A 21,685-nucleotide genomic window follows, 5' to 3' on the forward strand; every position below is an offset into this window, starting at 1 on the left:
TTTTGATGTCCTTATATTTAAATAATGAATAATTTTTTATAAAAAAAATGGCGTACCCGTGAGGAATCGAACCCCAAGCCTTCTGATCCGAAGTCAGACGCTCTATCCAGTTGAGCTACGGGTACACACAAAAAGTAAGTTATAAAAACTTACTTTGCTAATACTTTTAGTATTTTAGGGCTTAATGTTTCTTTGTTTTTTAACAAGATTTTTTTAACTTGATCGTTATTTTTCCCTTTTAATGTTTTCATTGCTTTTGTACAAACTCTTACTCTAACTTCTTCATTGTTGATAGTTAAAAGCATTGTTTGTAAATTTGGTCTCCAAATTCTTTTTGTAGCTTTGTGAGAGTGGCTCACTCTATTTCCATGGCTTACTGTTTTTCCAAAAACTTCACATCTTTGCATTTTATTCACCTCTACTAAATATTTTAGCAGTTCTCCTTTCATCTTTATTTTTTTAACAGTCCTGCTGTTTTATTATAACATATTAACTTAACTATTTTAAAAAAATCGTTATTCAGTTAAAATTATTTTTACATATCGCATTCTATTTTATCATATTTTGATAACTTTTACAAGTTATTATGATATTTTTTTACTTTATTTCTCAAAAATTTCCCCTTATTTTTCAAAAAATTTCTTCAAATTTGGCGGAAAATAATTTGGTCCTTTTACAACTTTCCCATCTTCCCGATAAATTGGATTCCCATTTTCATCTAATTTGCTCAAATTGCTTCTATGAATTTCTTCAAAGACATCGTCAATCACATTTTGCATACCATGTTCTATAATAGTTCCACAAAGGATATAAAGCATATCCCCAAGGGCATCTGCCACTTCTGTAACATCTCCTTTTTTAGCCGCTTCCAAATATTCTCCATTTTCTTCAGCCATCAAGTCAAATCTCAATTTTTCCAATCCATCCTTTAATTTTCCAATTGGCTTTTCAGAATTTCCAAGTTTATAAATTCTGTGAAATTCTTCCACACATTCAATTTTTCTTTTCATCTATTTTTTATTTTCCTTTCAAATCTATAGTGAACTACTCCCGCTTTTAGAAGCGGGAGCTTCTTGGGAAGTATCTGCTTTTGCTAGCCAAATATATTTACCAAGCTCTTCGGGTAGTTCCTACCCTGTCTTCTTTTATTTTCCTAATATTCCAACATCAATTTTCCAATGTTTTTTATATTCAATGCCGCATTGTAATCTCTATCAATTTCAATCCCACAGCACTCACATCTATAACTTCTTTCTGTTAATTTCAGTTTCTCTTTAATGTTTCCACATTTACTGCAAGTTTTCGATGACGGAAACCACTTATCTATCTTCAAAAATTGTTTTCCTAAAAACATCAGTTTATACTCAAGCATTCTCAAAAACATTCCCCATCCATTATCTCCGACACTTTTTCCAAAATTTAATGCCTGGCTCATCCCTTTCATATTCAAATCTTCGACAACCACAGCATTATATATTTCAGACAATTTTTTCGATAATTTATGCAAAAAATCTCTTCGACAATTTTTGATATACTCATGTAATTTTGATATTTTCATTTTTTGTTTATACCAATTTTTAGAAAATCTCACTTTTCTTGATAATGATTTCTGTAATTTTTTCAATTTTTTCTCCAGCATTCTAAAATATTTTGGATAATCAGCTCTTTGGTTTTCAGAACTGACAAATAATTCAGACATTGAAAAATCAAGTCCAATTACTTTATCATTACTTGGTATTTTTTGAATTTCTTTTTCAAATTCTGTCAAAACCGAAACATAATAACTTCCATTGCTGTTTGTCAATGTTACCGACTTTATTATATAATTCTTTGGTATTTCTCTATGATATTTCAATTTTATTCTTTTCAGTTTTGGCAAAACCAAATATTTGTTTTCCTCAATTCGTATCGAATTGTTCACACAATTTGTCGTGTAACTTTTAACATTATTCTTTTTAGATTTGAACTTTGGAAACTTCGCTCTCTTCTGAAAAAAATTCGTAAACGATCGTTTTACATTCAATTGAGCATTTGAAAGTGCTAGACTGTCTACTTCTTTCAAAAATTGGTTTTCACTTTTCAAACTGGCAGGTGTAATTATTTTATTTTTCCCAGTTTCTTCATAAATTTTATTTGCTGTATACAAAATTGTATTGTAAACAAAACGAACACATCCAAAAGTCTTATTTATCAATAATTCCTGCTCTTTATTTGGATAAATTCTGTATTTGAATGCCAAATTATATTTCATGAAATTACACCTCCTTTTGATTTTGAATATTATTTTTAATTATTTTTATTCAATATTTTATACAAAAATTGTATCATAAGAGTATACTTTTTTCAATTTTTTTACAAAAAAAGCAATTCATCTCCCACTTGTAGAAGTCGGAGACTTCTTGCTATCTTTTTGTTAAAAATATACATAATTTTATACATTTCAGCCTGTAAATTTAACATCTGTGACAGCAGAATAGAAATCATTATTCCACAAAACACCCAAATCTTACTGTTTGTAATTTCATCGTTAATAAATTTTTCCAAATCACCATTTAATTTATTATTCTGCAAAATTTTCCCGCTTTCTAAAAAAGTAAAATTGCTTTAAAATCAGAAAAACTCCAACTTTAAAGCACTTTCACATTAATATTTTAAATATAGTTCTATCTTCTTCTTCCTAAAAGTCTTAAAATGTAAATAAACAAGTTTACAAAGTCTAAATATAAATTTAATGCACCAACTATTTCTATTTTATTTAGAATTTCTGAATCCTCTTGAACCGCATAAGCAACAATGTTATTTCTTATTCTATTTACATCAACTGCAATAAAAATTGTAAATATAATTACTCCAATTATTGATATGAACAAGTCAACTCCACTATTTTGCAAAAAGATATTTATTATGCTTACTAAAATAATTGCAATTAATCCAGCAACTAGAATTGGTGTAAACTTTGTCAAATTTTCTCTAGTCAAGTAACCATAAACAGCCAAAACTGCAAATAACACAAATGTTCCCAAAAATGCCGAAACTATAATTCCAGGAGCATAGACAATTCCAAGAACTGAAAATGTCAATCCATTCAAGAACGAATATGCAAGAAACATAAGTCTTAACGTACTTGAATTAGCTTTATAAACTAACGCAGTAAATCCAAACACCACAGCTATTTCCAAAACAGCAAACAGCCAATACATTTTTAAAATCCCGTATGCAACCGGATTACCTGATACCAGCCCTGTATACACCATATAACCTGTAATCCCTGTCACAAGAAGTCCCAGTACCATCCAAAGCATACTTCCACAAACTTTTGCACTTACAACTCTGTTTAAATCATCATAAGTCATTCTTGCTTGTCCACCATATTCATTATAACTGTCGTTATTATGATTATAAGTTTCCAATTCATCGTAATCTTTTTTCATAAAAATCACCTCTTATTTATAAACTTTTTATTTAAAATAATTTAAATAATTTTTAAATTCTATAGGATTTAAACTAAAACCTATATCTAAACTATTATAATAATACCACTATATTTTTTTTAAAGGCTTTTTTTTATCTGTAAAATCTCTTACATTATATTCTATTTTTAAAAATCCATATTTATCAATGGTATAAAACCTCTTGTTACTAAATAGATAAATATTTCTACTTTTTTAATATTAATTATTTAATTATAATTCAAAATTCAAACTTACTTTTTAAACGGAACTTTTGATTCTTCCACCAAAATATTTAAAATTTCATCAACTGACACATTTTTACTTTCTTGTGAACCAAACCTTCTCATATTTACTTCATTATTCGCAACTTCGTTTTTACCAATAATCAATTGAACTGGTATTTTTTGATCTCCATTTGCTTCCCTAATTTTATATCCAATTTTTTCCACTCTTGTGTCAAGTTCAACTCTAATTCCCGCATTTTGAAGTTTTTCAAACACTTCTTTTGCAAATGGAACTTGTTCATCAGAAATTGTTAAAATTCTTGCTTGAACTGGTGCTAACCAAGTAGGGAACGCTCCTGCGTAATGTTCAATCAAAATTCCAAGGAATCTTTCCAAACTTCCGTACATTGCACGGTGAATCATTACTGGTTCATGTTTTTCTCCATCTGCACCAATATAGCTCATTTCAAATCTTTGTGGCAAGTTGAAGTCTAACTGGATTGTTCCACATTGCCAAATTCTTCCAATCGAATCTTTCATCTTAAAGTCAATTTTTGGACCGTAGAATGCTCCATCTCCAGGATTCAACTTGTAGTCAATTCCTTTATGTTCCAAAGCCGATTTTAAATTAGCTTCAGCCATTTCCCAAATTTCATCAGAACCAATTGCTTTATCTGGTTTTGTTGATAATTCAATATGATATTCAAATCCGAATAAAGTATAGAATTTATCGTATAAATCAATAATTTCAATAATTTGTTCTTCAATTTGTTCTTTAGTACAGAAAACGTGCGCATCATCTTGTGTAAATGCTCTAACTCTCATAAGTCCATGCAAAGCACCACTAAATTCGTGTCTGTGAACTAATCCCATTTCTCCGTATTTCAATGGTAAATCCTTGTATGAATGTAAATTATTCTTGTAGGCAATTATTGAACCCGGACAGTTCATAGGCTTTATTGCATACTCTTTTTCATCAATTGTTGATGTATACATATTTTCACGGTAATTGAACCAGTGTCCAGAAATTTCCCATAATTCCTTATCCAGCATAATTGGAGTCTTTATTTCCTGATAGCCTCTTTTTTTATGTTCAACTCTCCAGATTTCTTGCAATTTATTAAACAATTCCACGCCTTTTGGCATGAAGAATGGGAAACCTGGTCCATGTTCATCCAAGAAAAATAAGTTAAGCTGTTTTCCTAATTTTCTGTGATCCCTTCTTTCAGCTTCTTCCATCATTGTCAAATATTCATCCAGCTCTTTTTTAGATGCAAAAGCCACTCCGTAAATTCTTTGAAGCATTTTATTTTTAGAATCTCCACGCCAGTAAGCTCCAGCAGTTGACATTAATTTAAACGCTTTTAAATATCCAGTTGATGGAACATGTGTTCCACGGCATAAATCCACAAATTCTCCTTGTTTGTAAATGCTAACTTTGTCAACTCCCAAGTCATCAATTATTTCAACTTTATAAGTTTCACCCTTTTCAGCAAAGAATTTTTTAGCTTCTTCAGCACTCATTTCGCTTCTTTCAAAAGGATAATTTTCTTTTACTATTTTTTTCATTTCTTCTTCGATTTTTGCTAAATCTTCTTCAGTAAAAGGTCTTTCAGGATCAAAGTCATAGAAAAATCCATTTTCCACAACAGGCCCTATTGTAACTTTTGTATTTGGGAATAATCTTTGCACAGCTTGAGCCATTATGTGAGCCGCACTGTGTCTTATAATTTCTATTCCCTTTTCACTTGTATTAGTAATTATTTCAATTTCTCCAGATTTATCAATAACATAAGACGGATCAACTTGCACACCGTCAATTACAGCTCCAACGGTTGCCTTCCCAAGACTGCTCCCAATACTTTTTGCAAATTCCACAACAGTCATCGGATTTTCCAACTGTCTTTTACTACCATCAGGCAAAATCATTTCTATCATTTTCAATACCTTCTTTCTCTCTTTTGTCGTATAAATTAAGGCTTAACAAGCCTAGTTGTAAATTAGTCGTATAATTATTTATTATAGTATAATTCTTGCTTTTTTTCAACCTAAAAATTGAAAACATCTCTAAAATCCACATATCTAAACAATTATATTTAAAAGTAAATAAAAAAATGAGTAAGAATTTAGAAATTTATTCTTACTCGGAAATTGTTTTTTAGATATTGGAGTAATCTATAATCAATAATATTGTTTTATATTTTGTATTTTATTTATTTAATTCCTCCAGCTCTTTTTCTGTATAATCATACTTCAGAGCATAATCATTAAATAATTTTTCAATTATTAGCACTTCAAGTTTTTCCACATTTTCAAAAAATAAATAACCATATTTTTTATATTCACTATTGTTTTTAAAAAATATATTAATATCTTCATACTGCTCCAGCAAATCTGATTTTGATTGATCATCATTGTATGTTAAAGTGCCAATTGCACTATAATATTTTAATTGTCTTAATGCCGTCGTATCTTCTACATAAGCATTTTCAAAAAATGACTTAAAATGATTAGACACATAGAAAATAAAATTGTTACTATACCCAGCCAATTCCATTTCCTGCTCTATTTCCTGCAATTCGTTGCCGTATAATCTTTCCTTAAAATTTTTCATAATATCTCTCCCTTGTCTTTATGCTGTTTGTTGTACGTTTAAATTTTATTAAACATATGTTTTAACTCATAGTTTCATCTCCTTGTCCAACAGTTCGTGCAATTCCTGTTGAACTTGCTGGAACTCTATTTTTAAGTCTTTCAATTCCTTTATCTTTATTTTTGCATACTCAAAGCAGTTTTTTGAGTTAATTTGCTTTAAAACATTTATGTTTAATTCTAGTTCTAGAATTTTTTCTTTTAAGTGCCGTAACTCCGACACTTTTTTATTTATTACCATAATTATACACCACCTTACCATAATAAACACCTTTTTTAATTATATATATTATATTTTTAGCCATATTTTACCACTTCAATTTTTTTATATTTTAGCATTTATTTTTTTAGTATTAAATGCTTTAAAAACACTTTACTGTTACTTATTATTTTCTAATAGTTCAATATATAGTTGCTATTCTATATTGTTATTAGAATCTTTACAATCGGTAATTTTATGTCTTTATGTGATTTTCGCTCACTTTTATTATCTCCCTTCAATTAGTTTTTATTTAATTTCAAATTTCCTTTTAAAATCATCGTAATTATTTACCCAGTTAAATTTCACCTCCTTCGAAATCGCTTCAAAATGAAGTTTTCCACATTTTATCTTACTTTTTTCAACAGAAGTCAAATCCTTTTCTTCTTTATCTGCCTTCGTTTCAACAATAAAATATATTCCAACATTGTTTTCACTGTTTTCTGACGAATTTTTGTAGATGATTGCCCAGTCTGGTGAATAATTTCCATAAGGTGTATCTATTACAAATCCGCCTTTTTTTAGTTTTGTAAACATAAGTACATTTTCATCATTTTCCAGCTTTTCTGCAAATTCTTTTTCTCCATCGCTGTCAAGTTTATAATAATCATTTAGGCTTCTACTACCTTTTTTAGCTTGAAATAACCTTCTTTTATTTTCAAAATCTTCTTCGTTTATTTTATTATCCACTTGAAAAATTTTCTCTGTATCAGTCACATATCCATCTATCACTTCATATTCAAAAACTTTTTCAGCTTTTATTTCATTTAAGTTTTCAAGCAATATTTCAGTTACATTTTCCAGAACATCTTGAATATTTAAGGCTTTTCTTTTCTCCTTTTCAAGTCCACTTATTATTTTTAATATTGCTAATCTTGGGAGCATTGTGTGATACATTATGTAATTTGCTATTTCAAAATCACTTTTTGGAGCCACTTCAATTTTAGATATCTCTATTTCTTTGTCGCCATATTTATCAGTATTAAATTTGCCTGTATCATCGTAATTTCCTTTTGCTTCCGTCAATTCTACAACTTGCTTCAAATCAAAATTACTTATATAACTATTTATTTTTTCTATACTACTTTTTATATATTTTTCATTATCAATTGTACACTTATAAATCGCCTTTTTACTAAGATTTGTTCCTAATTCCTCAAAAAGATTTTGGAATTCCTTTTCAGAAACAAAACTTCTTTGCTTATTAATAATCGGCTCGTTATCTCCATTTGCTATTTCAATACGGTTTGTACCTTTTTCCACCATATATTTCACAAAATTTTCAGCAATTTGTATTGAATGTTCCTGTAAAGTTTCATTTGAAAATTGTATTTCTTTTATTTCCTCTTCCCCATTTTTCAAAAGCACATTGTTAGAATCCATCACTTTTTTTTCAATCAATTCTTTCTTAAATTCATCTACCAGTTCCGAAGTAATCTTAATTTTAGGAATACCTGCTTTTTCAAGAGTTACAAGTAAAAGATCCGATGTAACTTCATTTTTATTCATATTCTTATTAAAATCTTCTTGAAGCATTCTTGAAAAATTTTCATAACTATCATTTGCAATAACAGTAAGTTCATTTACATTCCTATCAAGACATCTATTTCCAGTCACATCTACAGGAAGTCTAAGGCCCCTACCAATTTCTTGTTTTTTTGCAATTTCGCTGCTTCCATTTTTCAATGTACACAAAGTAAATACATTTGGATTATCCCAACCTTCTCTAAGAGCAGAATGTGAAAAAATAAAAGCTAATGGCTCATTAAAAGAAATCAATTCATCTTTTTTCTCTAAAATAAGTTCTATTCCTCTATCAATATCCTCTTGTGATTTTGCCTTTGGTTCATCTTCATTTTTATATTCCACCTCAACTTCATTTTTCTTCTTATCTAATGCAAAATATCCTTCTCGAACCAAATTAGCATCCTTATAACTAGGAAAATAATTTTTGTACTCCTCTATTTTCTTCTCATTTTTTTCTATAAAATTTGAATACTCCTCATCAAATATTTCCAGATAATCTCCTCTCCCATCAGAAGCCTCACTATCCCTAACTTTCTTAACCTCATCAATAAAAAATAATGTTAAAGTCTTTATTTTCTTGCCTTCTTCCAAAATCTCAAATTGCTTTTGAAAATGATTTTCTATAGCGAGACGGATTTGAATACGAATAATATCTTTATTCTCTAACTTCTTATTGCTCTCTCCTAATGCTAATTCAAAATCTCCGTAATTAGTAGCAATTTTCAATGACTTCTCTTTATGAGGCTGTTCTGCAATAAACATATCCTTATACTGTGGTAATCCTCCTGATAATTCATACAAAGAAACACCATTTTCTACATTAAAACTCTTAAATCTAATACTTTCTCCTTGAACTTGAGAAAACATTTCTATTCGTGCCTTACAATCTTTCGTAAAATAAGTATACCTAATATACGGAAAATCTTTAGAAATAACACTATTTATGGTTTTTACACGAATCTTTTTTACTAAATTCTTTTTATAAGCCTCATAAGAATCCAGTTTATACACCTGATTATACAAATTTTTATGTGTAGCTGAATAACGAAGTGTAAATAACGGCTCCAACTCTTCTATCGCCTTTAATGATTGAGATTTTTTCTTTTTAGTCCCTTCTATTTTCTGTGGTTCATCAATAAACACAATCGGTCTTACAAATTTTATGTCTCTCCATAAATTTTTAGCATATTCATCATCCTTACGAATTTTATTCGAATCCTTATTAAATGCCTGAATATTCATAACACAAATACTCAAATTATTCTCTTCCACAAAATTATTTACTTTTCCTAAATTATTACTGTCATAAATAAAACTATATTTAGACAAATCCACATTATATAGTCTTTTAAAATGATCTCTTAATTGTTCAATAGATTTTTCCACTCCTTTACGAATCGCCACAGATGGAACTACAATCATAAATTTCTTAAATCCATACTCCTTGTGCAACTCCAATATTGTACGCAAATAAACATAAGTTTTCCCAGTCCCTGTTTCCATCTCAATTGTAAAATCTTTTTCATGTTTCTTATAAGCCTCTTCATTAGTAAAAAGTCCATTTTGCAACTGAACTTTCTTCAAATTCTGAAAAAGTTTATTCCCTCCCACAATATCAATATTTCTCACAGGATCTTTTTCCGTAAAACTTCTTCTTATTCTTTTAGCATAAATACTATCCAGCAATTTTGGCAATCCTCTAAATAGTTCTACAACAGAATCTACCGCCTTTTTCTGATATTCCAAATTATCATCAAATTGGAATATTATTTTATTTGACATTTTTTCCTCCTTCTTTTTTAACAATAAAAAAGCCTCGATTATCATTTTTGATAAAAGAGACTTCTTAAAATTTATTTTTTTAATTTTTACTATAATACTTTTTTACTAATTTCATCGCAGCTTCATCATCTATATACATCTCAATATATGATAATTGTTTTGCTCCCAATGTTTTTTTATAATGTTCTATCAAGTTAGTTTTTGCTAAAAATGAAACATAGCCATCATAACCTTTTTCAAAACTTATCCTTGCTATCTCAGCAAATAAATGTCCACCAACTCCTAGATATTCTTTACTTTTTAAAATATTTTTAGGGTTATGACGATTATTAAACGGAGCAATTTCAACTAACAAAACTTCTAATAATTGTCTTTCCTTATTCTCATAATATTCAACAATTCCTTGTAGTCTTTTATCATTTTCAGCAAATAATCCTAAAATTTTATTTTCTTTTTTACTTTCCTCGATCCAATTGAATTCCCAATTTTCAAGATTATAATCCTGTATACTAATTTCCTTTACTTTTGTTTTTACAATTTTATTATCTTTTGTTCTAATCAGACACTGAGTTAATAAATCTATATCTATTTTTACTAATTTTTTATTCCTCAATTTATCCCACCCATTTTTATTTTATTCTAAACATTTCCAATTCTTTCTCTGTCAAACCATTTTCAATATGATTTTTTTTTATATATTCATTGGCTTTTCGAATATCATAATAAGCTTCTGTTTCTCTAGGTAATACATAAAAACCAATATCGTCAAAATCCTTTATACTTTCAAAATTCATTTTTTCAAAAATTTTTTCAGCTTTAGCTCTATTACTGAACATTTTTACCACTCTCCCCTTTTTTAACTTTATTTTCATTTTTATAATATCATATATATTTTAGAGTGTCAATTAAATTTCTAACATATAATCTGAAGATTAAAGCAATAAAAGGATTTTCTTTATTCTTCTATTAAATCATGTTCTATTAATTTTGATTTTCCTGATTCAATATCTGTAATAATTTTTTTTAAATATTTCATGTTACTTTCAGAATAAAATAATTCTTCTACTTCTTTTTTTGTATTTTTATCAATATTAGAATCAATCATTTTTTGTGCCATGTTAATCACCTTCCTTAGTTGTAAGGATATTTTGTAGTTTTAATTTTGTCAATTGCTTTCTTTACAAAAAATATACAATATACATACATTTGTTATAATAATTTAAAGTTGTCTTTTCTATTTAATACACACATATACAATGATATTAATAATACAAAGTATCACTAATATTGAATAAAGCAAGTATTTATTTTCATCAAAAAAACTTGTATCTCCACCTGTTTTTTCTATATTTTCTGCCATTCCAATTTTAGAAAATTCAAAATAAATCCCATAATTAAATCTGCAATCATTCTTAAATTCTCTTTCTTTATAATGGTTTTATGTCTCTTTTTATTTAGTTGTCATTGTCCTTTTTTATAAAATGATTACTATTTTTAATTCTTTCTATCATTTTCAATTATTGAAATCATATATTCTGATATTATTATAGAGGAATTTAAAACTAATCTCGCATGATGCTCTAAAATACCTACTCTTTGGGTTCCAATACCATGAGAATCACTATTATGATTTCTTATTTCTCCAATAGCACTTACAATAGAATACAATCCCGAAATTAATTTTCTTATTCTCTCACCTAAATTTTTATCTTCATCCATTTTATATATTTGACGAAATTCACTAAACAATTTATTAATATCACCTTTATTTGTTTGTGGATCCATATTTTTCTTTTCTATTCCATAACAAAAAATTTCTTCTAACAAAGTCCGTGACTTTGTAACCACAGCTTCATAATTATTTTTCTCTAAATCTATTAAAGCTTTGCTCTCAAGTTTTTTTATATAATTAAAATCAATAAATTCAATATTATTTATTTTTTTTATTGATTTTTCACTAACTTCCATAATATAAAAACTATCATCTATTTTTTCTAACTTTTTATTTGCAGTATTAAGTATGTTATTTATATCATTTATTGCTTTTTTTACTATTTCATCATACTTTTCTTTTTTTTCATTAAATTGTTCTTTATTAAAAAGATATGTCAACAATTTATTTATAGTTTTATTTTCTATGCAATGATTTAAGAGTTTAGACATGTATTTCCATCTACTTTCTCCATCATTCTGAATTAAATTAAATAATTTTGATATTTCAATTATCTGTGGTCCGCTTAAATATGGCATAAATTCTATTTTATTTTTATCTGTATGTTCTCCGCCAATTAAAATATGTATTATAGATTTTTGATCTAAAATTTTAAATTCAGTATTATCATCCATCTTTATTTTACCTTCCTTCCCTTAGATAAACTCAACCCTATAACTAACCTTACTCTCCCCCGAATTTCTCTCAATCAGACTTCTTAACTTCCTAAAAGTTTCATCCTTCAATGAAATATTATCCTTAAATGCTGAATCCCTAAACACAAATTTTATTGGTAACGGATCTAATGAAGCTAATTTTTCCACCATTTCCTCTGTTATTTCTGTTTCAAGGCAAATTAAATATGTACTTGCATAAAAATATGTTCTATTTCCAATATCTGTCAATACTTCCAGTCTTTCTGACAATGGAATATCATTCTGTCTTAACATTATTTCATAAACAATATCAATATCATTGCTTCCAAGCACAAAATCCAATGAATCAGGGTCATCAAAAGAATATTGACTTTCTTCATTGAAATTCTCCAAGTCGTACCATTTTATATTTGTATCGTCCACTTTAAATACTTTAAATCCAATATCTGGAACTTTTTTAGGCTCTTCTCCCAGTTTCAGATTTGAATTATATTCTTCTATTTCCTGTTTTATTTTTTCTCCAGCACGTCTGATTCTCTCTTTTCCAATTTCTGCAATATTTTTATATCCAGCCTTAAATGCTTCTGATTTTTCATCAGTTGTTTCAGGTAATTGAACCATTATATATTTTCTATTTCCATTATCTTCACTGTTTAACTGCATAACAGCATGAGCTGTTGTTGCTGAACCTGAGAAGAAGTCCAAAATAATTGAATTTTTTTTAGAAGCAATTTGCAATATTTTTTTCAATAATTCTACAGGTTTTGGGGTATCAAAAATTTCTTTATTTCCAAGAAATTTTTCTAAATTTTTTTTTGCAGTTGACAATGACCCTTCTTTATCAAACAAATTATAGTAAACATTTTCAGAAGTTTCATAATCATCTTCTCTTTTTATCAACTTTACTTTTTTATTTTTATAATCAAAAAATAATTTATTTTCTTTAATTAAATTTTGAATCTTTTCATATCCTAATGTCCATCTCATATTTTCCGCTGGAAAAAAAGTTATTTCTGTTTTTGGATCTATTATCCCAAATTTCATTGTTTTACGTTCATAAATTCCTAAATTGGTCTTTTCAATACCTTCTAAATTATACATTCCCTTTTCATCGTTATACAAATATTTTCTATCAATTTTTTGATAATTGAAATTACCAGGTTTTTTATCTTTAAAACAACAGATTAAATATTCTGTAAGAACTCCGATTACTTTTTCTGTATTTCCAGCTCCACCTTTCTTTTTCCAAACAAATATTTCCAAATTTTTTCTATTAAATAATTCTTCACATATTTTCATTAAATTATCTATCTCATTATCATCAATACTTATAAATATAACACCATCATCAGTCAGCAAATCCCTAGCCAGTTTCAATCTTGGATACATCATATTTAACCAGTTTGCATGATATCTGTTAGTTGACTTCTGATTTTTCTGTAGTTTTTCATTATTTTCTGATATTATTCCCTCTGCCTTGTCGCTCTCTTCCTTGTCCATTTTAAAAGTATCATTATAGACAAAATCATTTCCCGTATTATACGGCGGGTCAATATATATCATTTTTATTGAGTTGTAATAATTCTGTCTTAATAGTTTCAATACTTCCAGATTATCTCCTTCGATATAGATATTTTCTGTTGAGCCAGCATTTTTACTATCTTTTGCTACAAATTTCAATGTTTTATTTCCAATTCCTTGCTGTACTACTTTCTTTGCATTTTGTTTCCCTGACCAATTTAACTCATATTTTTCAGTTGTTACTTCTTCAAAATCTCCCAGTTCTTCCTTCAATGTCTTTATATCCAGCTGTCCATCCTTTACAGCAGATGGAAATAATTGCTCCAGTGCTTTTAAATTGTCATTTACTATGTCATTTATCTCTTTTTTTATTTTATTATTTTCCATTTTTCCTCCAAAATTCTAATATTTATCCAATTCAGAAATTATCTCTCTGATTTTTTTATTAATTTCTACTTTCTCACTATTTCTAATAGTTGATTTCATTTTTTCTTTGTACATCACAAGATTTTTAAAATTTTCAAAAACATTAATCATTTTGTTTCTGTCATACCATATTAAACTTTCTAAAATATTTCCTGACTTTTGATAATACTTCTGATTTTTTAAAATGTAATTTTTTATAAATATTTCTGAATAAAAATTAACTTTGTTAGTTCGATTCAGGATTTTAGAATAGTCTAAAACTCTTTCCACTTCCCTTTTTGCTGAACCTGACATTGACAAATCAAATGTTTCAGTCATTACAGTATCTGTAACTACTATTTCATTTCTATCATTTTGATTTAATCTTTTTAAAGCTAGTGAATACAACTCTTTTGAATTATCGTAAAATCTTAATATACATGGCGATTTAATTGATTCTTGATATAGATTGGCAAGAAATCCAGCTTTTTTTATATCAGTTATTTCAAAATCAAAATACTGAATTACCTTAAAATTATATTTTTCATCTTCTACACTTGGAATCTCCTCATCATTTATCATATATTTCAATGTTACTGATTTTATGTATTCTTTTATTTTCTTTTTTTCATCAGGTTTAAATTCCTTCAGAATAAGATTCTTCAATTTTATTTCCTGATTAATTTCATATCTTTCCGGCATATTTATCATTTAACCCACCACCAGAAAAGATACCAACTCAAAATCATCTGTTGTATCATCTTTAAAATTGTTATTAAATCCTGAAAAATCAAATACTGTCTGAACAGCCTTTTCTTCCTCTTCACCTTTTATACTGTTTACCGCAGTATTAAGCAATTCAGAATAAAATCCCATTTCAGTAGCATTTTTCGTATTTTTAAAGAACTCCTTTAAAACTTTTTCCTGAACTTCATTTTTTTCATAGCATAGCTGTCTAAAAAGTTTTATAACTTCCCTTGCCTGACTGTTTTTAAATAGAATTTCTTTGTTGTTGTTCACAAAAATCAGGTAATAAGGATAAAGGGAACTGTCATTCTTAGGTTTAGCATCATTTTTACTATGTTTAAAGCAGAACAGCACTCCCTTCTGTCCACCTTCAGTTACAGAATAAATTCCTTTTGGTATTTTGTTTATTTCCTTATGATTATTCACATAATTTGAAAGTTCATACAGATATTCGTTCATATTAAGGTCTGTCAATGAAATATTTTCATTTGTATCTTCTATATCAATTACTTCTTCCTTCAGTTTTTCTAATTGTCTCTTTCTAAAATTAAAATCATTCATTTCAGGATTAAGCATATCTTCATCTCCAGTAGAAGCTATATTTAATGTTGTCATTTTCCCTTTTACTCTTCTCTCCAAGTCCAAATATTCGTTCAAATCTGCATTTGGGAAAAAGTTAATCATTTGTATATTATCATTTTTACTTCCAATTCTATCTATTCTTCCAAATCTCTGAATAAGTGACACAGGATTCCATTGAATATCAAAGTTTATTACCGTATCACAATCTTGCAAATTCTGTCCTTCTGAAATACAGTCTGTTGCAACTATAATATCTATTTGTTCATCTTGAGGAATTTCAATCTTTAGTTTAGATTTTGGCGAAAATGCACTCAAAATACTGTGAAAATCCTCTTTTACTTTTTTATTTGAAGTTTTTACTCCTTTACCTGTAACACTTGCAATGCTAATATTTTTTCCCTCGAATTTTTTTAACAGCTTAGAATAGATATAGTTCGCTGTATCGGCAAATGCTGTAAAAATCAATATTTTTCTATTTCCTGGATTATATGGTGTGTTGTCAACTTTATTTCCTACAATTTTTTCTAATTCATGAATCTTATTATCCCTATCTTCTTTCAATAAAATCAATGTTTCATCATATATTCTTTTTATAATATCTCTATCGTTATACAACTCCTCAAGATAGGCATTTATTCTCAAATCTTCTACCTTTATTTCATATTTACTTCTTTCAATATAGATTTCATCTTCATTTTCCACATCAAGATTTTCTTCAATCTGCTGTCCCTTATTTAAATTTTCTATTGTCTGATCAATATTTTCAATCAATCTTTTCAAGGTTTCAGAAAATGAAAAAACTGAACTTTCTAATCTTTTAAACAAGTTTGTTCTATGCAAATATACAAGACCTTTCGACTGTGTATCAAAATCCATTTTTCCACCACGATTTCCTGATAACTTATATTTATTGATATAATAATTTAATTTTTCACTTTTTATAAATTTAGTTGGTGTGTAAACTGATAAATTTAATTCTTCTAAAATAGAATTTGTATTTTTAAAATTCAATAACTGGTTTTGACTATCAATTTCTGGATAATATGTAATCGGCTTATTCTTTTGAGGAAATTTCCCTATATTTTTTGTTCCATAATAATTTGTAATATGTTTTCTGCTTCTTGATATTGTCATCATTTCTAGCAATTTATAAAAATCTGACGGCAAATTATCCAGTAACTCATCTTTTTTCTGACTTCCTTCTTTTTCCCAATCATTTATAACTTGTGTCGCTTTTTTCAGTAAATATCCCACACTCGAAATACCTTGTTCACTAAATGCATCATCATGATCTGATGTTATAATTGAAATTTGATTTTTTAAATCTACAAGACTATTATTTACTGGAGTTGCAGACAATAAAAGGACTTTCGTATTTTTCCCGCTTTTTATTACATCATGAAGTAATTTAAAATATCTATTCATTATTAATTCATCATTCTCATCATATTTTGCAATTCTATTTCTAAAATTATGTGACTCATCAATAACTACCAAATCAAATTTTGACCAGTCAAATCTGCTTAGTTCATAACCTGATTTTGATTCTCCCTTGGTTCTTGATAAATCTGTATGAAACATAATTTTGTAATTAAACATTTCATTCAAAAAACTATCTTTATAATTTCCTGTAAAAGAACGCCAGTTATCATAAAGTTTTGCCGGTGTAAGAACTAATACATTATCATTTCTTATTTCAAAATATTTAATCACAGCAAGTGCTTCAAATGTTTTTCCCAATCCTACTGAATCAGCAATTATACATCCTCCATATTTCTGAAGTTTTTGTATAGCAGAAACGACACAGTCTTTCTGAAAATCAAAAAGTGAATTCCAAATTTCAGTCTTTTTAAATTTCTCACTATCATTTTCAAATCTTTCAATTCCGCTATCCAGCCTATCTCCAAACAATTCATTTAATGTGAAATAATACAAAAATTCAGGGTTATAATTTTTATAAACAAATTCTAGACTTTCTAATAATTCCTGTTTATAATCCTGTGTTACATCATCATTATTCCAAATTTCATCATATATTCTCGACATGCCAAGTATCTGGGATTTTTCTGTTTCTCCTTTTATTGTTGTATCAAAATCATAGCGATTTGTCCTTTTTTCGTATATTTCAAGTGATGATGTTCCCTGAATCATAAAATCATCATCAATTATTAAAATATTCCCGTTTACTTTCTGATATGGTTTTACTTTTCTGACATTTACATTATTTTTTATAAAATCATACATAGCCTTTGCCTTAGCAAAATGCTTCAACTTATTTTTTTCCTTTATATCATAAGAATTGTACAAAATATCATTAGGCGTTATCTCAAATTCTCTCGATATTTCATTATTTTTAGGAATAAACTTTGTATCTCTTATAATAAAATTTATTTCCTTCACATTTTTTAAATTTTTTTCCAGTGCCGTAAAAACTGATATGGTTAATTTATCATTAATGATATTCACCACAGCATTTTCTTTTTCCGATAAAACTTCATTTATCTTCTCAATAAACTTTTTCGCTGAATTTCCCATTCTTTCACTATCCCTCTATATACAAGTTTTTACAACCTCGATTAGTTTCCCCATATTAATTAAGCTAATAACTTAATTTTCTTTTTCTTCTAACTATTATACCACAATTTCTTATATTCTCACTATTTTTTCACAATTTACCATCTTTTTTCAATAAAAAGTAATTTTATACTAAACCCCATTTGAAAAAAGAAACGATTTACTATCTACTTTCTGACAAGGGGTCAAGACCCCTTGCTGAACAGAATTATAAAAACTCTCTTGTTTTAATGGGAAATAGTATTACTATTTGATTTTTCCCTTTTCTAAAATAAACCTACCATTTAAACAAAAATTAATATAAAATCATAACAAATCTACTTTTATACTATTTCCTATTAAAATAATAGATCCATTATAAATCCTATTTGCCAAGATCTCTTAATCCTTTACCAGAAAACAAATAAATTTTTCAAACTGGATTTAATACTACACATAAACAAAAAAAGGAACTACCCAAAATCATAGTTCCTTTTATCTTAACAAAATTTATATTTAATCTTTCAATCGACTATTCTTACTCATAATCCCCATCTATCCTCACTTTTCGTAAAATCAATCCTTCTTTCGCCTTTAGATCCAACTTAATTTTCCCATTTGAACCCGTTCTAAATGTTCTTCCTTCTGTTACCAAATCAATAAATCTTTCATCCTGATAATTTGTTTCAAATTCCACATTTTCCCAGCTGTTAAATGAATTGTTTATTACAACAATGATTAATTGATCTTCGATTACTCTTTCGTATGCAATTACATCTCGTTCATTGTCGGCAAATACTTCTCTAAATTTACCATAAACAAGTGTTTTATTTTCTAATCTTATTCTTATTAACTTTTTGTACCATTCAAATAAATCGCTGTCGACTTTTTGTTCATAAACTTCATTCTGATTAATATGTGATGGATTTTTTTCATTATCATACAAAAATTCCTTCCATAACATTGGCTTTCTGCAGTATGGGTCTGTTGCTCCCCACATTCCAACTTCATCGCCGTAAAATAGCATTGGTGCTCCAATATAAGTCATTTGGAATATTGAAATTAATTTTAGTATATCTTTTGGCTTAATTGGGCTGTTTCGCCAATCTATCGTTGTATTTGGATGATTATTTGAAGCTAGGTCAGGACGAATTCCATTGTATCCTTTTTCTAACTGCTTTCCTTCTTCCAGATTTCTTCCAATTACATCATTTACAATTCTTGAATAAAGCCTGTCAGTATCGTGTGAACCGTTTAGATTCTGACTCGCCTGCAATGCCTGATACGGATACCAGGTTCTTTTTTCTCGAAGTTCATTGAAAAAGTCCTGTGCCTTCAACTTGTATCTTACTCCACCTTCACGGCTTTGGTTTATGAAAAATCCGATAACTGTTTTTAGCCATTCATAGTTCATTACAGTATCAAATTTATTTCCGCCGTTAATATCTCCTGAAGCATTTCCCCAAAGTTCGGCAGTTATGTAGGAATCCTTCTTGCTGTCTTTTACAACTTCTCTCCATTCATTCCAGAAATTTTGATTTTCAAGACAGTTTGGCACATCTAAACGCCATCCATCGATTCCATCATCTTCCATCCAGTTTTCACTTTCTTTTCCATCAGGTCCGTACATCCATTTTCTTGTGATATTAAAAATGTATTCTTTATATTCCTGATTAAAAGTGTTAAATTCAGGAAGCGAGTCAAATCCACCCCAGGCGTTATAAATAGTTCTCTTTCTATTTGCTATTAATGTTTCAAATGCCTGCTCATCACTCATATCATCTGTAATCTGAACATGCTGTCCAAAATCTGTAAATTTGTACCAATCTTTATATTTAGAATTTTCACCGTCTGCAAGCACCATATTAAATGTCCAATGCTCACTGCTGCTATGATTGAAAACTCCATCAAATATTACACGAATACCATTTTTATGAAATTCCTTTATCAAGTCAACCATTATCAAGTCTGACTCTGTCCAAACCCAAGTAGCTGGATCTTCTGTTTCTCCATATCCATTTTTTCCTCTGTTTTCACCCTTTAAGTTCACTTCCAGAAGTTTTAGCTCGCTGCTTGTCGTAGCCTTGTTTCCAAGCACATCCACGTATGACTTATTCCCATATTTATTATTCCTGTTAATTTCCACGCCATGAGTTTCTCCGCTTGTCTTTATTGTCCCAAAATCTGGCGAAATATGTCTAAAGTCATTTGCTCCATACTTATGGTTCTGATACGAGAAAAATACTGGATTTAGCCACACAGCATTAATTCCAAGCTCCTTCATATATGGTATTTTTTCCTTGATTCCCTGTAAATCTCCACCGTACATTCTGGCATATTTCAAGCTGTAGTCAATTTCACGTTCTCCCAGCTTTTCCCATATTGTCTGTTCCCTAAAGTCAGATGTCCATCGGTTTCTATCAAAATGGCTAATTACATTGTTACTTTTTTCCCATTTATATTCCTCCACAAAATTCTGTTCATGAAGTATGTTAGGCTTAAATGCCTCTGGTCCAAATTCATTGAAAATTGGATCATTGTAATGATTTCCATTGTAAAATCTGTCTGGGAAAATATTATACCAGATAGCTTCTTTTGCCCAATTTGGCACATTAAACAGCTGTATATCTTTAGAAGTTGTATTTACAACAAGTCTTTTGGGCTTGCTGTAGCTTAATGTCGTTCCATTAAAGTAGGCTCTTGTGCCATTATCCTCCAAAATAAAATAATATAATAGTTTTTTAGCTTCTTTTCCGAAGTTTATAATTCTTTCAAAATAGTCAAATCCATTTGTCTTATCCTGATATCTTTCAAGTTCGTAAATCATTTCATAGTTATCTTCTTCGTGTAAAACAATGCTTATATATGCACGTTCCACATCGTTCATCTGAGTTCTTATTTTAAACTCATACTCACTGTCAGACAATTTGTTAAAATATTGTAAACTGTCGTATTTATGAACAATCGCCTTTAAATTTGTATTTTTATCAATCGCTTCATAAACAAATTTTCCAGTTCCCAAATCTCCTTGTGCGAATAATGCTCCATTTTCTCCTATTACAAGCTTACTATTTCTATTTTCAGGATACCATTTTCCATCAATCAAGTATTTATATTCATAAACTCCTTCAGGTGAAGCCAATGTCACTTCGTAATTTGTCCCTTCAAAATGATAAATCGGCTCAGTATCAGGCTTCCAGCTATTAAAGTTCCCCGCAATTTCAACTTTATCCGCCTTTTCCAATCCAAAATCAGAAATATTCAAATTCATTCTGTAAAACTTCATTTTAGTTAATGAAAATGTCTTTTTAGATGGCGAATATTCCACATAAATATCTATTCCCTTTTGAAATCCTGTTATTGATTTTGGTGGTAAATTTTCGCCTACCACAGCTTCAAATTTTTTGGCAAATGGAGCTGTATGGCTGTAAGTTACACCGCTTATTGTACCATTTTCTTCATCCTTTATTTCAAAGAAATAGCTCCCTGATTCAACATTTCCCCATTTATATATATAATTTTCCCATTTTTGCTTTAAATTCTCTTCACTATAAAATTTATTATCTTTGTAAATTATTAATTTATAACCCATTTTACTCTCCTAATTATCTGCT

Annotated in this window: 17 protein-coding genes and 1 tRNA gene; all 18 read right to left on the bottom strand. The window is 28.5% G+C overall.

Translation table 11 applies throughout. From position 1 onward, the window contains the following. Positions 1 to 48: 48 nt before the first annotated feature. Positions 49 to 125, bottom strand: a tRNA-Arg gene (locus tag FVE74_RS10450). 24 nt (positions 126 to 149) lie between these two features. After that, complete coding sequence (rpmB, locus tag FVE74_RS10455) at positions 150 to 407, bottom strand: 50S ribosomal protein L28 (RefSeq protein WP_018498529.1); 258 nt, start codon at positions 405 to 407, stop codon at positions 150 to 152. A gap of 216 nt (positions 408 to 623) precedes the next feature. Beyond that, positions 624 to 1,010, bottom strand: coding sequence for a nucleoside triphosphate pyrophosphohydrolase family protein (locus FVE74_RS10460; protein WP_147004452.1), 387 nt, complete (start codon positions 1,008 to 1,010; stop codon positions 624 to 626). 143 nt (positions 1,011 to 1,153) lie between these two features. Beyond that, complete coding sequence (locus FVE74_RS10465; protein WP_147004453.1) at positions 1,154 to 2,251, bottom strand: RNA-guided endonuclease TnpB family protein; 1,098 nt, start codon at positions 2,249 to 2,251, stop codon at positions 1,154 to 1,156. 101 nt (positions 2,252 to 2,352) lie between these two features. Continuing rightward, positions 2,353 to 2,571: a hypothetical protein gene (locus FVE74_RS10470; protein ID WP_147004454.1), complete on the bottom strand. Its 219-nt coding sequence runs from the start codon at positions 2,569 to 2,571 to the stop codon at positions 2,353 to 2,355. Between the two features lie 92 nt (positions 2,572 to 2,663). After that, positions 2,664 to 3,431 carry a Bax inhibitor-1 family protein gene (locus tag FVE74_RS10475; protein WP_147004455.1) on the bottom strand — a complete coding sequence of 256 codons (768 nt, stop codon included), beginning with the start codon at positions 3,429 to 3,431 and terminating at the stop codon, positions 2,664 to 2,666. Positions 3,432 to 3,703: 272 nt separating this feature from the next. After that, positions 3,704 to 5,614 (bottom strand): threonine--tRNA ligase, encoded by a 1,911-nt coding sequence (gene thrS / locus FVE74_RS10480; protein ID WP_147004456.1) that lies wholly within the window; start codon positions 5,612 to 5,614, stop codon positions 3,704 to 3,706. A 271-nt stretch (positions 5,615 to 5,885) separates the two neighbouring features. Beyond that, positions 5,886 to 6,290, bottom strand: coding sequence for a hypothetical protein (locus tag FVE74_RS10485; RefSeq protein ID WP_147004457.1), 405 nt, complete (start codon positions 6,288 to 6,290; stop codon positions 5,886 to 5,888). 66 nt (positions 6,291 to 6,356) lie between these two features. Next, positions 6,357 to 6,569 (bottom strand): hypothetical protein, encoded by a 213-nt coding sequence (locus FVE74_RS10490; protein ID WP_147004458.1) that lies wholly within the window; start codon positions 6,567 to 6,569, stop codon positions 6,357 to 6,359. Positions 6,570 to 6,836: 267 nt separating this feature from the next. Then, entirely contained in the window at positions 6,837 to 9,896 is a 3,060-nt protein-coding gene (locus tag FVE74_RS10495; RefSeq protein ID WP_147004459.1) for a DEAD/DEAH box helicase family protein, read from the bottom strand. Between the two features lie 79 nt (positions 9,897 to 9,975). Further along, positions 9,976 to 10,509 carry a hypothetical protein gene (locus tag FVE74_RS10500; protein WP_147004460.1) on the bottom strand — a complete coding sequence of 178 codons (534 nt, stop codon included), beginning with the start codon at positions 10,507 to 10,509 and terminating at the stop codon, positions 9,976 to 9,978. Positions 10,510 to 10,525: 16 nt separating this feature from the next. Continuing rightward, entirely contained in the window at positions 10,526 to 10,732 is a 207-nt protein-coding gene (locus FVE74_RS10505; RefSeq protein ID WP_147004461.1) for a hypothetical protein, read from the bottom strand. A gap of 119 nt (positions 10,733 to 10,851) precedes the next feature. Beyond that, positions 10,852 to 11,013 carry a hypothetical protein gene (locus FVE74_RS11600; protein ID WP_172617473.1) on the bottom strand — a complete coding sequence of 54 codons (162 nt, stop codon included), beginning with the start codon at positions 11,011 to 11,013 and terminating at the stop codon, positions 10,852 to 10,854. Between the two features lie 377 nt (positions 11,014 to 11,390). Continuing rightward, a complete protein-coding gene (locus FVE74_RS10510) occupies positions 11,391 to 12,242 on the bottom strand; it encodes an abortive infection family protein (RefSeq protein ID WP_147004462.1) in 852 nt (283 codons plus the stop codon). A gap of 21 nt (positions 12,243 to 12,263) precedes the next feature. Further along, a complete protein-coding gene (locus tag FVE74_RS10515) occupies positions 12,264 to 14,171 on the bottom strand; it encodes a site-specific DNA-methyltransferase (protein WP_147004463.1) in 1,908 nt (635 codons plus the stop codon). 15 nt (positions 14,172 to 14,186) lie between these two features. Further along, positions 14,187 to 14,900, bottom strand: a complete 714-nt coding sequence (locus tag FVE74_RS10520) for a DUF4391 domain-containing protein (protein ID WP_147004464.1) — start codon at positions 14,898 to 14,900, stop codon at positions 14,187 to 14,189. Further along, a complete protein-coding gene (locus FVE74_RS10525) occupies positions 14,901 to 18,053 on the bottom strand; it encodes a helicase-related protein (protein WP_147004465.1) in 3,153 nt (1,050 codons plus the stop codon). It lies immediately after the preceding gene. A 556-nt stretch (positions 18,054 to 18,609) separates the two neighbouring features. Then, positions 18,610 to 21,663, bottom strand: a complete 3,054-nt coding sequence (locus FVE74_RS10530; RefSeq protein ID WP_147004466.1) for an alpha-amylase family glycosyl hydrolase — start codon at positions 21,661 to 21,663, stop codon at positions 18,610 to 18,612. Positions 21,664 to 21,685 lie beyond the last annotated feature (22 nt).

Source organism: Leptotrichia wadei, assembly GCF_007990445.1.
Taxonomy (GTDB): Bacteria; Fusobacteriota; Fusobacteriia; order Fusobacteriales; family Leptotrichiaceae; genus Leptotrichia; species Leptotrichia wadei_A.